The organism is Enterobacter cloacae complex sp. 402C9, assembly GCF_050030745.1.
Classification (GTDB): Bacteria; Pseudomonadota; Gammaproteobacteria; order Enterobacterales; family Enterobacteriaceae; genus Enterobacter; species Enterobacter intestinihominis.
The window spans coordinates 1,734,052-1,749,416 of record NZ_JBLGUW010000001.1 but is presented as its reverse complement, the minus strand read 5'-3'; the positions used below and the strand labels follow the sequence as shown (position 1 = coordinate 1,749,416).

At 54.9% G+C, this 15,365-nt stretch carries 13 protein-coding genes, 2 tRNA genes and 1 other RNA gene; 6 read left to right on the top strand and 10 right to left on the bottom strand.

Translation table 11 applies throughout. The features are described from left to right. Window positions 1–3: 3 nt before the first annotated feature. Complete coding sequence (locus ACQG1K_RS08260; RefSeq protein ID WP_022647697.1) at window positions 4–741, bottom strand: phosphatase; 738 nt, start codon at window positions 739–741, stop codon at window positions 4–6. An 84-nt stretch (window positions 742–825) separates the two neighbouring features. Further along, complete coding sequence (ghrA, locus tag ACQG1K_RS08255) at window positions 826–1,764, bottom strand: glyoxylate/hydroxypyruvate reductase GhrA (protein ID WP_154051632.1); 939 nt, start codon at window positions 1,762–1,764, stop codon at window positions 826–828. 229 nt (window positions 1,765–1,993) lie between these two features. Here ghrA and ACQG1K_RS08250 point away from each other — a divergent pair. Next, window positions 1,994–2,081, top strand: a tRNA-Ser gene (locus ACQG1K_RS08250). Window positions 2,082–2,125: 44 nt separating this feature from the next. Then, window positions 2,126–2,262: non-coding RNA, RtT sRNA (locus ACQG1K_RS08245), on the top strand. A gap of 62 nt (window positions 2,263–2,324) precedes the next feature. Here ACQG1K_RS08245 and ACQG1K_RS08240 read toward each other — a convergent pair. After that, on the bottom strand, window positions 2,325–3,230 hold the full coding sequence (locus tag ACQG1K_RS08240; protein WP_023299771.1) for a LysR family transcriptional regulator: 906 nt from the start codon (window positions 3,228–3,230) through the stop codon (window positions 2,325–2,327). 109 nt (window positions 3,231–3,339) lie between these two features. On the opposite strand from ACQG1K_RS08240, the gene ACQG1K_RS08235 reads away from it, so the two are divergent. The 3 genes from ACQG1K_RS08235 to ACQG1K_RS08225 all read left to right on the top strand — a co-directional run bounded on the left by ACQG1K_RS08235 (window position 3,340) and on the right by ACQG1K_RS08225 (window position 5,123). After that, window positions 3,340–4,200, top strand: coding sequence for a pirin family protein (locus ACQG1K_RS08235; RefSeq protein WP_228338814.1), 861 nt, complete (start codon window positions 3,340–3,342; stop codon window positions 4,198–4,200). Between the two features lie 20 nt (window positions 4,201–4,220). Then, a complete protein-coding gene (locus ACQG1K_RS08230; protein ID WP_003858068.1) occupies window positions 4,221–4,898 on the top strand; it encodes an isochorismatase family protein in 678 nt (225 codons plus the stop codon). A gap of 137 nt (window positions 4,899–5,035) precedes the next feature. Beyond that, window positions 5,036–5,123: transfer RNA gene (locus tag ACQG1K_RS08225), tRNA-Ser, on the top strand. Window positions 5,124–5,336: 213 nt separating this feature from the next. On the opposite strand, the gene ACQG1K_RS08220 is transcribed toward ACQG1K_RS08225, so the two are convergent. The 5 genes from ACQG1K_RS08220 to efeU all read right to left on the bottom strand — a co-directional run bounded on the left by ACQG1K_RS08220 (window position 5,337) and on the right by efeU (window position 11,842). Continuing rightward, window positions 5,337–6,842 (bottom strand): alanine/glycine:cation symporter family protein, encoded by a 1,506-nt coding sequence (locus ACQG1K_RS08220; RefSeq protein WP_126290743.1) that lies wholly within the window; start codon window positions 6,840–6,842, stop codon window positions 5,337–5,339. Between the two features lie 419 nt (window positions 6,843–7,261). Continuing rightward, a complete protein-coding gene (gene phoH, locus ACQG1K_RS08215) occupies window positions 7,262–8,053 on the bottom strand; it encodes a phosphate starvation-inducible protein PhoH (protein ID WP_017384762.1) in 792 nt (263 codons plus the stop codon). Between the two features lie 499 nt (window positions 8,054–8,552). Beyond that, window positions 8,553–9,836, bottom strand: coding sequence for an iron uptake transporter deferrochelatase/peroxidase subunit (gene efeB, locus ACQG1K_RS08210; RefSeq protein WP_367074764.1), 1,284 nt, complete (start codon window positions 9,834–9,836; stop codon window positions 8,553–8,555). Window positions 9,837–9,839: 3 nt separating this feature from the next. Further along, the gene (gene efeO, locus ACQG1K_RS08205; protein ID WP_022647690.1) at window positions 9,840–10,967 is read right to left on the bottom strand and encodes an iron uptake system protein EfeO; all 1,128 of its coding nucleotides are present in this window, start codon (window positions 10,965–10,967) and stop codon (window positions 9,840–9,842) included. 41 nt (window positions 10,968–11,008) lie between these two features. Next, entirely contained in the window at window positions 11,009–11,842 is an 834-nt protein-coding gene (gene efeU / locus ACQG1K_RS08200; RefSeq protein WP_032624499.1) for an iron uptake transporter permease EfeU, read from the bottom strand. Between the two features lie 251 nt (window positions 11,843–12,093). On the opposite strand from efeU, the gene ACQG1K_RS08195 reads away from it, so the two are divergent. Continuing rightward, on the top strand, window positions 12,094–13,278 hold the full coding sequence (locus ACQG1K_RS08195) for a NupC/NupG family nucleoside CNT transporter (protein ID WP_023305841.1): 1,185 nt from the start codon (window positions 12,094–12,096) through the stop codon (window positions 13,276–13,278). A 70-nt stretch (window positions 13,279–13,348) separates the two neighbouring features. Here ACQG1K_RS08195 and ACQG1K_RS08190 read toward each other — a convergent pair whose 3' ends face one another. Next, on the bottom strand, window positions 13,349–13,768 hold the full coding sequence (locus tag ACQG1K_RS08190; protein ID WP_154848745.1) for a DUF3574 domain-containing protein: 420 nt from the start codon (window positions 13,766–13,768) through the stop codon (window positions 13,349–13,351). Window positions 13,769–13,840: 72 nt separating this feature from the next. Beyond that, window positions 13,841–15,349, bottom strand: a complete 1,509-nt coding sequence (putP, locus tag ACQG1K_RS08185) for a sodium/proline symporter PutP (RefSeq protein ID WP_022647686.1) — start codon at window positions 15,347–15,349, stop codon at window positions 13,841–13,843. Window positions 15,350–15,365: the final 16 nt, after the last annotated feature.

Here is a 15,365-nt window from a genome sequence, read left to right as displayed (position 1 = left end):
TAATTAAAGATCGGCAAATTCATCAATCGGCGCCATGCCGCGCGACTCAAGGAAGTCGAGCATACGACGCGGCGTGACGTTCAGGATCTGTTCTTCCGGGAAATTCACGTCCCGCAATATTTTCAGGCACTCGCTAAAATCACCCAGCGTGAAGGCCGTGTGTGAATCAGAGCCCAGCGCCACCATTCCGCCCGCGTCACGCACGGCCGCCGCAACGTCGCGGCAGTTGGCCTCACTGCCCTTACGCGAATGCACGAACGAGGAGTTGTTGATCTCCAGCGCCACGCGGTGCTTCGCTGCGGCCTGTGCCACGGCCTGAATATCGATCGGGTATTTCGGATTTCCCGGGTGGCTGATAATGTGCACATTGCCGCTGGCAATGGTGGCAATCATCGCCGCGGTGTTGGTCTCTTTATCCTGGGGCGCAAAGACCGGCTCGTGGAAGCCGGCGAGGATCAGATCTAACGAGGTCAGCATCGGGCCGGTGCAGTCAATTTCACCGTCGGTATTTTTGATGTTCGCTTCGATGCCTCGCAGTATCCCGATACCGTCAACCAGACGTGGCCAGATACGCATATTCACAAAATGCCAGTAGTGCGGCGCATCCGCCATATCCGGACCGTGATCGGTTATCGCAAACAGCTTGATGCCTTTCAGCTTCGCCTGAGCGATATAATCATGGAGGTTACTGTAAGCGTGAGTACTGGCGACGGTGTGCATATGCAGGTCAACGGGATACATCTTTCTCTCCTCTGCGGTTTTTCCAAAGGATAGCAGTTATCAGCGGCGAATATTAGCAAAAACCCGGCGAACGCCGGGTTTCTCTCAGTAGCCTCGCTGTCTGTCGACCTGTCCGGTCACCACGTTGCCCTTCTCTATTTCGCTGATGGTATGCGAGATATACGCCACGGCCTCCGCCGGTCGCGTCACGGCCGCAATATGGGGCGTCATCGCCACGCGTGGATGTGCCCAAAGCGGGCTGTCTGTCGGCAGCGGTTCGCGGCTATACACATCCAGCATTGCGCCTTTCAGTTTACCGCTATCCAGCGCTTTCAGCAGATCGTCTTCCACAACGTGTACCCCGCGCGCCAGGTTCATTAAGTAGCTATCTTCTGCCAACTGGTTGAGGAGCGTGCCATTGATAATGCCGACCGTTTCCGCCGTATTCGGCAGCAGGTTAATGAGAACGCGTGTCCCTTTCAGGAACGCCGGGAGTTCGTCCAATCCGGCAAAGCTCTCGACGCCCGGATAATCCTTACGGCTCCGGCTCCAGCAGCGCAGTGGGAAGCCCCACGGAGCGAGCGCTTCGGCGACTTTCGAACCCAGCACACCCGCCCCGAGGATGCCGATGGTGAAATCTTCACGCTGATAATCCGGGAGAGGTTCCCAGTGGGATTGCTGTTTAAACGCCTGATAATCGTCGAAGCGGCGGAACCAGTGCAGCACCTGGCTTACGGCGTATTCCTGCATCTGCTCCCCCATACCGGTATCTTCCAGACGAAACAGGGGAATATCTTCCGGCAGCATTTCAGGGTGAGCCTTCAGCTTACTGAGAATGGAATCCACCCCCGCACCAAGAGCAAACACCGCCTTCAAACGGCGTCCCTGTAGCATTTCGACCGGGGGATGCCAGACCAGCGCGTAGTCGGCATGTTCATTATCGCCCTGTTTCCATTCGCGAACGCGTGCGCCAGGCAGTGCCGCCGTGAGCGCCTTAATCCAGTAAGCCGTATCAAAAGTGGGGTGATAGAAGATAATATCCATAGTCATTGTCTTTTAGTGCGCTGTTTTATTTTCATTTTCAACTGGCTTGTCAGCATAACAAATTTATCGCTAAACCGCGTTGCTGATAAAAGAGGCGCTTTTCGCACATTTCGAAATCAGGTTGCCTGAAGTTTGTCTAAACACGCTAAATTACTGAAAAAGTGGGTTGACGGCAGTACGGCTTTTCCTTACATTAGCGCCCGTCCCGACAACAACGGGATGACAATATGGTGAGGTGTCCGAGTGGCTGAAGGAGCACGCCTGGAAAGTGTGTATACGGCAACGTATCGGGGGTTCGAATCCCCCCCTCACCGCCATATTCAAGACGAGAGCTCGTACGAAAGTACGGGCTTTTTTCTTATATATTCTCCGCAAGGGGGGGATGAGAACCCCCGACCGGGGTTCGACAACTGGCGCAGCCAGTTGGACAGACTGTGAGCGTAGCGAACAGGCTGCCCGCAGGGCGAGCGAAGCGAGTCAATCCCCCCCTCACCCTAACCCTCTCCCCGGAGGGGAGAGGGGATAGTTAGGTGCTCGCATTCAGTTGTCCCCTGGAAACGTTACTCCTCCACCATCCGGGCATATTCTTCGGTGAGAAAATCCACCAGCGTCCTGACCGATGGCAGCAGGCCGCGCCGGGAAGGATACACCGCATGGATCACTTCCCTTCTGGGTTCCCAGGCATTCAGCACCCGAACAAGCTCACCTGAAGCCAGCTGATCCTTCACCATCAAAATGGGCAACTGTACCACGCCCACGCCCGCCATCGCTGCCTCCCGCAGCGCCAGCATATCGGTAGTCACCAGGCGCGGCGTGAAGTGAATGTCTGCTTTCGCCCCCTCCGGCCCGCTCAGCTCCCATTTATGCAGGTGTTTACCAGCGCCCATACTTAAACCCGGCCATTCGCTGAGTTCAGAGGGCATCGCCGGGTTGCCCATCCGTTCAATCAGTGTCGGCCCGGCAACCAGACAGTGTCCCCTGTCCGCCAGCACCCTTAATACCAAATCGCTGTCATCAAACGGGCGCGGACGAACGCGGATCGCCACATCCACCCCCTCCCCCACCAGATCGACCCGTCGGTTGGTGGCTTCAAGCTGGAGGTTGATCCCCGGATAGCGCGCCATAAACCTCGCCAGCATGGGCCCCACGTGAACGTGCAGTAGGGTTACGGGGCAAGTGATCCTGACCATACCGCGCGGCTCAGCCTGTAAAGCAGCCACCGCCTCCTCCGCAGCTTCAGCCTCCACCAGCATGGCTTTACAGTGCTGATAGAACGTCTGCCCCACTTCAGTCACCGCAAACTGCCGCGTGGTACGTTGTATCAACCGAACACCCAGGCGTTCTTCCAGCTGCGCAATCCGACGGCTCAGTTTCGACTTTGGCTGATCGAGCGCCCGCCCCGCCGCCGCAAAGCCGCCATGCTCCACCACCTTCACAAACCATACGAAATCATTGAGATCCTGCATACGCCCCCATTGTTCTATTTAAGGAACAGTGAATGTCATTTTTGCTATCTACCGGGATATTAACCTTGAATATAAGCTAATTACATCAACAGGACATCAGGAGTTAATCATGAAAAACGTAACAGGCGTTTATACAGCACCTCGTCCGCACTGGGTCGGTGATGGTTTTCCGGTTCGTTCGATGTTTTCTTACCAGACGCACGGCGAACCGCTGAGCCCGTTCCTGCTGCTTGACTACGCCGGACCACATACCTTCCCGGCGGATGGCGCAAAACGCGGCGTGGGCGAGCATCCTCATCGCGGTTTTGAAACGGTGACCATCGTCTACTCAGGCGAAGTTGAGCACCGTGATTCCACCGGCAAAGGCGGCGTTATTGGTCCAGGCGATGTGCAGTGGATGACGGCAGGCGCAGGCATTTTGCACGAGGAGTTCCACTCCAGCGCGTTCTCGCAGAAAGGCGGTGAACTGAAAATGATGCAGCTGTGGGTCAACCTGCCCGCCAAAGACAAAATGGCGACACCTGGCTACCAGAGCATCACTCAGGCGGATATCCCGGTGGTCACCCTGCCGGATAACAGCGGAACAATGCGCGTGATTGCTGGCCGCTTTGGAGAGGTAACCGGCCCGGCGCATACCTTCTCACCGCTTAACGTATGGGATCTCGCGCTGCACCAGGGCAGCCACCTGACGCTCAATCAGCCCGAAGGCTGGAGCACGGCGCTGGTTGTTGTTGAGGGCAGCGTGACAGTGAACGGCACCACGCCTGCGGGTGAGGCGCAGCTGGTCGTGCTGAGTCAGAGCGGCGACAAGCTGCATCTCGAAGCCAGCAGCGATGCCAAAGTGTTGCTGATGGCCGGGGAGCCACTGAATGAACCCATCGTGGGCTATGGCCCGTTTGTGATGAACAGTAAAACCGAAATCGCCGAAGCTATTCGCGATTTCAACTCCGGCCGCTTTGGCCAAATCTAAACGTAATAAAGGAGCGCATTATGTCTACCCCTGCAAACTTCAACGGTGCACGTCCCGTTATTGACGTCAATGATGCCGTTATGCTGCTTATCGATCACCAGAGCGGATTGTTCCAGACTGTTGGAGACATGCCAATGCCTGAGCTGCGCGCTCGTGCAGCAGCGCTGGCAAAGATCGCCTCGCTGGCGAAGATCCCGGTGATCACCACGGCGTCGGTTCCACAGGGACCGAACGGCCCGCTTATCCCGGAGATCCACGCCAATGCGCCGCACGCACAGTATGTGGCACGCAAGGGTGAGATCAACGCCTGGGATAATCCGGAGTTCGTGGCGGCGGTGAAAGCCACCGGACGCAAAACGCTGATTATCGCGGGTACGATTACCAGCGTTTGCATGGCCTTCCCGTCCATCAGCGCGGTGGCGGACGGATATAAAGTGTTTGCGGTGATTGATGCCTCCGGCACCTACAGCAAAATGGCGCAAGAGATCACCCTGGCGCGCGTGGTGCAGGCAGGCGTGGTACCGATGGACACAGCGGCAGTGGCCTCAGAGATCCAGCGCACGTGGAACCGTGAAGATGCGGGAGAATGGGCAGAGGTGTACACACACATCTTCCCTGCCTACCAGCTGCTGATCGAAAGTTACAGCAAAGCGCAGGACGTCGTGAAAAACAGCGAAGTGCTCGATTCGCAGCGTTGATCCTGCGCGGTGCGCCATAAGCTGATTAAGGCTTAACCGAACAGGCACGAATGCAGAAAATCTGCTTGACCGCTTTCGCGCAACTCCCTATAGTAGCGCCCCGTTGCCCCCCAAGCGGTCAGGCAGCAAAACAATATGGTGAGGTGTCCGAGTGGCTGAAGGAGCACGCCTGGAAAGTGTGTATACGGCAACGTATCGGGGGTTCGAATCCCCCCCTCACCGCCATATTTTAAGAAGAGCTCGCATGAAAATGCGGGCTTTTTTTTCGCATGTTGCACGACTGCGGGGGGATGAGAACCCCCGACCGGGGTTCGACAACTGGCGCAGCCAGTTGGACAGACTGAGAGCGAAGCGAGTCAATCCCCGCCGGTGCGGGTGATACCGCCTCACCCATAAAAAAAGCCCGCGCATAAGCACGGGCCCGTTTTAAACTATTCCTCAGTTATTCAACTTCCCCGCCGGCTGCTTTCCTTCAGAAGAAGAAACCTGCCCCGGCAATCCCCCCTCTTCATCTCTGCGCTCCCCCAGCCAGTAATCCGCATTTTTAATCCCAAGCCGAACCGGATCAAACTGTGGATCAATTCCCTGCGCATTCTGGGTTTCATAATCCTTCAGGCTGGCAAAGGCTTTTTTATGCAAGAGGACAATGGCAATAATGTTGAGCCAGGCCATCAGCCCTACCCCGATATCCCCTAATCCCCATGCCAGATCCGCGGTGCGGATTGTGCCATATACCGTGGAAGCCATCAGACATAATTTAAGCAGGAATGTCAGCCACGGACGGTGAATTTTACGGTTGATGTAGGCGATATTGGTTTCAGCGATATAGTAATAGGCAATGATGGTGGTGAAGGCAAAGAAGAATAGCGCGATGGCGACAAAGTAATTACCAAAGCCCGGCATCATACTTTCCATCGCTGTCTGCACATAGCCAGGACCGGCCGCCACGCCTGCAATACCGGTATAAAGGGCTGCGCCGTCAACGCCCTGAACATTATAAAGCCCGGTGATCAACAGCATAAACCCGGTCGCGGAGCAGACAAACAGCGTGTCGATATATACGGAGAACGCCTGAACCAGCCCTTGTTTCACCGGATGACTTACGGCTGCTGCCGAGGAGGCATGTGGCCCGGTGCCCTGCGCCGCCTCGTTGGAATAGACACCGCGTTTAACGCCCCACATGATAGCCTGGCCCAGAATAGCGCCAAATCCCGCTTCAAGGCCAAAAGCACTTTTCCAGATCAGCAGGATAACAGCAGGCAGTTTTTCAATATTGATCGCGATAATAACGCAGGCAACAATAATATAGCCGAGCGCCATAAACGGAACGACCATACTGCTAAAGCTGGCGATCCTTTTTACACCACCGAAAATAATGAAGCTTAACAGTACAGCCAGTATTGCCGCCGTAACGTTTGGGTTAAGACCGAAGGCAATATCCAGGCTGGCGGCAATTGAGTTTGCCTGTACGCCCGGAAGTAATAAACCGCAGGAGAAAATGGTCACAATAGCAAATAACCATGCGTACCACTTCACCCCCAACCCTTTTTCAATATAAAAGGCAGGTCCCCCACGATATTCGCCGTTAATTTTTTCTTTATAAACCTGACCTAACGTGGATTCAACAAAAGCAGAGCTGGCGCCTAAAAATGCCACTACCCACATCCAGAAAAGCGCACCGGGGCCACCAAAGGTAATGGCGGTCGCCACACCGGCGATATTCCCTGTCCCTACGCGGCCCGCCAGCGTCATCGTCAACGCCTGAAACGATGATACGCCGGCATCGGTAGCCCCGCCCTGAAACATCAGGGTAATCATATGTTTTATATGACGTAATTGCAGAAAACGACTACGCAGTGAGAAATAGAGACCGACACCCAGACATAAAAATATTAACGCAGGGCTCCAGATAACACCGTTAATTGCACTAACCAGTTCGTTCATGTATGACCCTCAGCGTGATGTTCCAGAGGAAACGATCCCCTGGTGTGTTTCTTCTTAGAATTTAATTTGAACAAGTACGAAACATAGATAATTACCCAAAAGACACCAACTTAATTTTTACTGCTTAGTCATGTTCTGTGACAACATTCACGTTTAATTTTCACCTAACAATTAGCGCGATCATTATATTCAAAGGTATTTTGTGGGTATTGTAAATACATATCACATTTTTTCTAACTGTATAAAAAGCGTTCGCAGCAAATTAACAGTAATATTATTATTACCGCAAAACGGTGCGTAAATGCCGTTGAATGCTATAGGAAATAAATATGATTTAAAAAAAGCCATGCGAACAGAGGGAATAAAAGAAGCTTCCCGGCATGACGCCGGGAAGAAATGACTTAAAATGTGAAATGATCTTAGTCGGAGTACACTTCCAGCGTTCGTTGACACAGCGCTGAGCGGACGCAGTCCTCTTTTGTGAAGCGGACCACCCCTATCATCTCATCTTCCTCAAAACGTGACATGGCATCGCTCAGGCCAGACTTCACGCCCGACGGCAGGTCACACTGGGTAATATCGCCGTTGACGATAACCGTCACGTTCTCCCCGAGGCGCGTTAAAAACATCTTCATTTGCGCAGCGGTCACGTTCTGAGCCTCGTCAAGAATAACGACCGCATTTTCAAATGTACGTCCGCGCATATAGGCGAACGGCGCGATTTCCACCTTGCCAATCTCTGGTCGCAGGCAGTACTGCATAAAGGAAGCGCCCAACCGCTTCACCAGCACGTCATAGACGGGCCTGAAGTACGGGGCAAACTTCTCAGAAATATCGCCAGGCAGGAAGCCCAGATCTTCATCCGCTTGCAGTACCGGACGGGTAACGATGATCCTTTCCACGTCCTTATGAATCAGCGCCTCCGCCGCTTTGGCGGCACTGATCCAGGTTTTCCCGCATCCGGCTTCCCCGGTTGCAAAGATGAGCTGTTTACTCTCGATAGCATTCAGGTAGTGCGCCTGAGCTTCATTCCGCGCCACTATTGGCGATGCATCGCGGCTGTCCCGCGCCATGCCAATGGATTCTACGCCGCTCATCTGCACAAGCGAGGTGACCGATTCTTCTTCACGCTGTTTATGGCTACGTGAATCCCGTCTCAGCACACGTTTTGCTTCGCGACGAGCTTTGATCACTGCTTTCTGTCTTCCCATGGATAGCACCTTGAGTTGTTGGTATTCATCACACGCGCCAGCATCGGCACGATTATGCGCACGAACATCAGAGGGTTGGCTTCCTTGTAAGCCATTGCTTGCATTACCGGATGACGATACAGAACGGCTACGCGCACCGTTATGCACGTCGGTAGAAATCGTATTTAGAGGTGGAGGGGAGAATTTTGTGGTGAGGAAATCGCTGCCGGAGTCTGAGCCTCCGCGCCGGGTGCTGCGGTTGATGTGTTTACCTTGTCCAGTACAGGACGCAACCATTCGCGATCTCCATAGTGAGTCAATATCACTGCCGGGAACTACCGCTGTCTTATCTTAAGTACATCAGGAATTATCATAAATGCAACATTTATTTTACCTAGATGCAACCTTTAAGACTGCTCCTGCAGCGGAATCAGTCTCATATATGAATATTACAGAAATATAACAACAAGATAGTCATATGGAAAAATAATGTCCCCGCGAACTGTCGCAGGGACGATTATCAGGCTTCTATCAGACCCTGAGCGAGCCAGGTCTTCGCGTCACGCGCGCCGGGCAGGGCAAAGAAATAGCCGCCGCCGATGGGCTTGATGTACTCCTCCAGCGCTTCGCCGTTGAGCCGCTTCTGCACGGTGAGGAACCCTTTCTCCAGATCGTGCTGATAGCAGACAAACAGCAGTCCCATATCAAGCTGACCGGAATTGGTCACCCCCAACGAGTAGCTGTAGCCCCTGCGCATCATCAGACTGGACTGGGTCTCTTTGGTGCGAGGATTAGCGAGACGAATATGGCTGTCCAGCGCGATGACATCTCCGTTCGGATCGCGGGCGTAGTCGGGTTCATCGTGCTCGTGCTTCATGCCGAGCGGTGCGCCGGTTTGCTTATCGCGGCCGAAGATCGTCTGCTGCTCTTTCAGCGGCGTGCGGTCCCAGAACTCCACGTGGAACTGAATGATACGCACCGCCTGATAGCTGCCACCCACCGCCCAGGCCGGTTCGCCCTGATCCTCCGTCACCCAGACCACGTTTTTTATCAACACGGTATTGCTGCTGTCCGGGTTGGCGGTACCGTCTTTGAAGCCCAGCAGGTTGACCGGCGTCTCTTTCCCTTTACTGCGCGCGGCGTGGTCAGAGATAAAACCTTCCCGCTTCCAGCGCACGCTGAGCAGATCCGGAGTGTGCTTGATGATATCGCGCAGGGCGTGGATCACCGTATCCTGGGTATTGGCGCAGATCTGCAACAGCAGATCGCCGTGGCACAACGCCGCGTCGAGAGAGTCATTCGGGAATCGCGTCATTTTTTGCAGCGCTTTCGGCTTCTGCTTCGCCAGACCGTAGCGATCATCAAACAGCGATTCCCCCACCGACACGGTGATGGTCAGATTATCGGGAGCGATAAACGCCCCGAGGATCCCGGAATCCATCGGCGGCAGGCGCGGATTCGGTGTTTGCGGTGCCGGACCGCCCGCCGTAAGGAAGGCAATGCGCGTGGTCAACAGCCTGAACAGACGCTCAAGGTCTGCCTTTTCACTCGCCAGCGAATCGAAAGCCACCAGCATCATCGAGGCCTGCTGCGGCGTCAGGATTCCTGCCTGGTGCTCACCATAAAATGGCTGCGTTTCCATACGCGCATCCGGGGAGAGCGTGCCGGGGGCACTTTGCGGTTTTGCCGCATGCGCCACCGGACAGCCGCCCGCCAGGGCAAACGCGCCGCCCAGCGCCCCTACCCCTTTTAACAACCGACGTCGGGAAGGTTCCGCCACGTCGTACTCATCATGCTTGTTCATCGCTTAGTCCAGACCCAGAACGCCACGCAGCAGGGAGAGATCTTCCGCCAGCGTCGTAATCGGGCCTTTCAGCGCGTTACGATCAGCATCGGTCAGCTTGTCGTAGGTTTCGAACCCGTCTTTGGTACGGTATTTCGCCAGGATGGCGTCAACTTTCTTAAAGTTGGCATCCACTTTCGCCAGCAGTTCGCCGTTCTCTTTTTGCAGCTGGGGCCGCAACAGATCGACAATTTTTTGTGCGCCGTCGACGTTTGCCTGGAAGTCCCACAGGTCGGTGTGGCTGTAGCGATCTTCTTCGCCGCTGATTTTGCTCGCGGCCACTTCTTCAATCAGACCCGCAGCACCACCCACCACTTTCGACGGCGGGAAGGCCAGCTCGCTGATGCGTTTTTGCAGCTCCAGCACGTCGCTGTTGAGCTGATCGGCGTATTTCTCCATCCCTTTGGTGGAGCTATCGCCAAACAGGGCTTTTTCCAGGCGGTGGAAGCCGGTGAATTTCGGATCGGCGGCCTTCTGCTCGTAGTCATCTTCGCGGGCGTCAATGCTGCCATCGAGGTCAGAGAACAGCTCGGCAATCGGCTCGATGCGCTCGTAGTGCTGACGTGTAGGCGCATACAGGGATTTCGCTTTTTCGATATCGCCCGCTTTCACCGCGTCGGTAAAGGCTTTGGTGCCTGCCACCAGGTCAGCCGTCTCTTTGGTGACGTAGGCTTTATAGGCGGTAATGGCGTCGCCGAGGCTCAGCAGCGCGGTGCCTTTGGCCGCGTCCGCTGTCGCTGCGCCTTTGACGATCAGCTTACCTTTCGGGTTAGTCAGCAGGCCGCAGGTCATGTCATATTCCCCCGGCTGAAGATTTGCGGTCATTTTCTGGCTGAAGCCAGGCGCGATATTTTCACGCTCTTCCACCACCATCACGCCTTTCAGGATCTCCCACTCCAGCGCCTTCTGGCTGTGGTTCTGAATAATAAACTGGGTTTTACCGCTGTTAACCGTGATGGTCATCGGCTCGCACTGTTTATCGTTGACGGTGACTTTTACCTGCGGAATATCTGCTGCCTGAGCGGCGAAGGCAGACGCGAACAGCGCTGCCACACCAACCTGTAACGCGCTACGACGGAATTGAATAGCCATGTCTCTTCCCTTTAAAGTATGTTGTAACTAAACAAAGAGCTTCACGGCGCAGTACGCGACGGCTGAGCGCTGGGGCGCGATGGCATGAAGAACAGCACCAGCGCCGGAATAAGATAGATAAAGTACATCGCCACCTCGCTGACGCTCGGCGTTTCCTGATAGCCGAAGATACCTTCAAGGAGCGTGCCGGTCAGTGAGTGGGTGGAGAGAACGTTACTAAGATCAAACGCCACGTCCTGGAAGTGGTTCCACAGGCCCGCTTCATGGAAGGCGCGGATCGCCCCTGCCGCCAGCCCCGCGGCCACCAGCAAAATAAACAGGCTGGTCCACTTGAAGAACGCGCCCAGGTTAAGACGAATTCCGCCCCAGTAGAGCAGGAAGCCAAGCACAACCGCCGTGGCCAGCCCAAGCATCGCGCCCAGCGGCGGCCAGATGCCCACGTCCTGCTGAAAAGCCGCGAGCAGGAAGAACACTGACTCCAGGCCTTCACGCGCCACGGCGAAAAAAACCATCATGATCAGCGCCCAGCCGTGTTGGTTGCCTTTTTGCAGGGCGTTATCCACCGCCTGCTCCAGCTGTACCTTCACGTTACGGGAGACCTTGCGCATCCAGAACACCATCCAGGTGAGGATCACCACCGCTATTACGGCAACAATGCCTTCAAAAAGCTCTTGCTCTTTCTGAGGAAATTCACCGGTGGTTTCGTTGATAAGAATACCCAGCCCCAGGCAGAGCGCCGCGGCCAGGAAGACGCCAACCCACATCACGCCGATCCAGCGTCCGCGCTGGGTGCGCTTCAGATAACTGGCGATAAGGCTAACAATCAGGGCCGCTTCAAGGCCTTCACGTAACATAATGAGAAAAGGAACAAACATGCAGACACCTTAAATGTTTATCGCGGTCAACTGATGCAAAGAAAGGTAAATTCTTGTGATAGTGATTATCATTACGGCTACAAGAAAAACAAGCGAAATATGTGGAGTTTTGATGACCAGATGTAAACGCATTGCGGAATAATAATTGCCTGAGTAACCGTTGCGTTTATAAGGTATAACGAAAATGCCCATTTACGGTTAACCGGGGCTGTGGCTAAATGTCCGTCTCGAAAACCAACTGAAAATAAACCATGTTTAAAATTGTCCATTTCCTGCTGGCGCTGGTGATTATTCTTGCGCTTGCCTGGCTGGTGAGTTTCGACCGCCGAAAAATTCGCATTCGTTTCGTTTTACAGCTGATCGTGATTGAAATCGCGCTGGCATTCTTTTTTCTGCATGCAGAAAGCGGCCTTTTCATTATTAAACATGTCTCCGGTTTCTTTGAGTCACTGCTTAAATTCGCTGCCGAAGGGACGAATTTTGTCTTTGGCGGGATGGGTGAAAAAGGGCTGGCGTTCATTTTCCTTGGCGTGCTCTGCCCCATTATTTTTATCTCGGCGCTGATTGGTATTCTGCAGCATTGGCGTATTCTGCCGATCTTTATTCGGGTTATCGGGACGCTGCTGTCAAAACTGAACGGCATGGGCAAGCTGGAATCCTTTAACGCGGTGAGCTCACTGATACTCGGTCAGTCTGAAAACTTCATTGCCTACAAGGGCGTGTTGGGCGATCTCTCCTCACGCCGCCTGTTTACGATGGCTGCAACGGCGATGTCGACGGTTTCGCTGTCGATTGTCGGTGCCTATATGACCATGCTCGACGCCAGATTTGTCGTCGCGGCACTGATCCTGAACATGTTCAGCACCTTTATTATCCTTTCGGTCATTAACCCGGCCCGCCCGGAAGCCGAACCCGATATCAAACTGGAAAAGCTGCATGAATCCCAGAGCTTCTTTGAAATGCTGGGCGAATATATTCTGGCCGGTTTTAAGGTGGCGATGATTATTCTGGCGATGCTGATTGGCTTTATCGCCCTTATTAGCGCCGTTAATGCCCTCTTCTCCAGCGTATTTGGCCTGAGCTTCCAGCAGATTCTGGGTTACGTGTTTTATCCGCTGGCGTGGCTTATTGGTATTCCGCTGAGCGATGCCTTAAGCGCGGGCAGTATTATGGCAACCAAACTGGTGGCGAATGAATTTGTGGCGATGATTGAGCTGCAAAAAATAGCCCATCAAATGTCCCCGCGCGGTCTGGGTATTTTGTCCGTGTTCCTGGTGTCGTTCGCTAACTTCGCCTCGATTGGCATTGTAGCGGGGGCAATAAAAGGCCTGAACGAGCAACAGGGTAACGTGGTGTCGCGGTTTGGTCTGCGCCTGGTGTACGGTGCGACGCTGGTGAGCCTGCTGTCGGCGAGCTTTGCGGGGTTGGTGCTCTGATGCAATGCCGGGTGGCGCTTCGCTTACCCGGCCTACAAAACAACAACGGCGGGAATTCCCGCCGTTCTCATTAAAACTGCACGCACACCGGCTGGTCGACCCGCATCACCGACTCCTGTGCGAAGCGGGATTTATAAATGCCGCGTAAAGCCTCGATGTTTTTCTCGCTCTGCGCGTCTTTGCCGTGGATCAGCATCAGCGCCTTGCTCGGCTCGCGCGCCACCTTGTCGTCGTTACCCAGCCACTGACCACGGGCATCAAACACCGTTAAGCCATCGCGAAAGCGCGGCGTCACGTCCTGGTCGACAAACTGCTGCCATTCGTTGCCTGTAATTTGCGCCCCGGCAGGACGGTTTAAGCCGAAATAGAGCGTGGTTTGCTGCATCTGATTTTCGGCTTTGCAGGTTTCCACCGCCGCATGCTGCGCGGGTGCGTTACAGCCCGCCAGCATCACGCATGCTGCCACCATTAGCCCTGTTTTAATTCTCATTGATGAAGACTCACATAGGTGAAAGGACTATCCCCTCTCCCCACCGGGGAGAGGGTTAGGGTGAGGGGGAAATTACTCAGCCTGGAGCTTAGACGGCGGCGCTGAGTGGTAATGCGCATCCGCTTCCGCAAAGCGCTTCTGCATAGATGCAGACGGCGCTTTACCCAGCAGGCTAAACACCACAATACCGAGGCTGCCGAAAATGAAGCCCGGGATGATTTCGTACAGGCCCAGCCACGCGAACTGTTTCCAGACGATAACGGTAACCGCACCTATGATCATCCCCGCCAGCGCGCCGTTGCGGGTCATGCGTGACCACAGAACGGAGAACAGCACCACCGGACCAAATGCGGCGCCAAAGCCCGCCCACGCGTAGCTCACCAGCCCCAGCACGCGGTTTTCCGGGTTAGCCGCCAGCGCAATCGCCACCAGCGCCACCAGCAGCACCATAAAACGCCCTACCCACACCAGCTCTTTCTGGCTCGCGCCCTTACGCAGGAACGCTTTGTAGAGGTCTTCGGTGATGGCACTGGAGCACACCAGCAGCTGACAGCTCAGGGTGGACATGACTGCCGCCAGGATCGCGGAGAGCAGGATACCGGCAATCCACGGGTTGAACAGGATCTGCGCCAGCTCGATGAACACGCGCTCGGCGTTCTGGTTCACCGCGCCCGCCTGCGCCGGGTTGTTGTTGAAGTAGGCGATACCGAAGAAACCGACCGCGCACGCCCCCGCCAGACATAGGATCATCCACGTCATGCTGATGCGACGCGCGTGAACGATGGTGTGGTGAGAATCCGCCGCCATAAAGCGCGCCAGAATGTGCGGCTGACCGAAGTAGCCCAGGCCCCAGCCCATCAGGGAGACGATGGCCACGAAGTTCAGCCCTTTCAGCATATCGACGTTTTCGATGCTCTTCTGCTTGATCACTTCCAGCGATTCGCCAAAGCCGCCGACGGTAAAAATCACAATTATCGGGGTCAGGATCAGGGCGAAAATCATCAGACTCGCCTGCACGGTATCGGTCCAGCTTACCGCCAGGAATCCGCCCACGAAGGTATAGAGGATGGTCGCGGCCGCACCGGCCCACAGCGCCGTTTCATAGCTCATGCCGAAGGTGCTTTCGAACAGACGCGCGCCCGCCACAATGCCGGAGGCACAGTAGATGGTGAAGAACAGCAGGATCACCACCGCAGAGATAATACGCAATATGCGGCTGTTATCTTCAAAGCGTCCGGTGAAGTAATCCGGCAGCGTCAGGGCGTTGTTGTTGGCTTCGGTATGCACACGCAGACGGCCTGCTACCAGCTTCCAGTTGATCCATGCGCCAACGGTCAGGCCGATGGCGATCCAGCTTTCGGAGATACCGGAGATGAAAATCGCGCCCGGCAGCCCCATCAGCAGCCAGCCGCTCATGTCGGATGCGCCCGCTGAGAGTGCGGTGACCATCGGGCCCAAGCTGCGCCCGCCGAGGATGTAGTCGTCAAAGTTTTTAGTGGAACGCCATGCCAAAAACCCTATCAGGATCATGCCAAAAATATAAACGAGAAATGTCACCAGCATCGGTGTGCTAATAGCCATTCAAATTCTCCAAAAT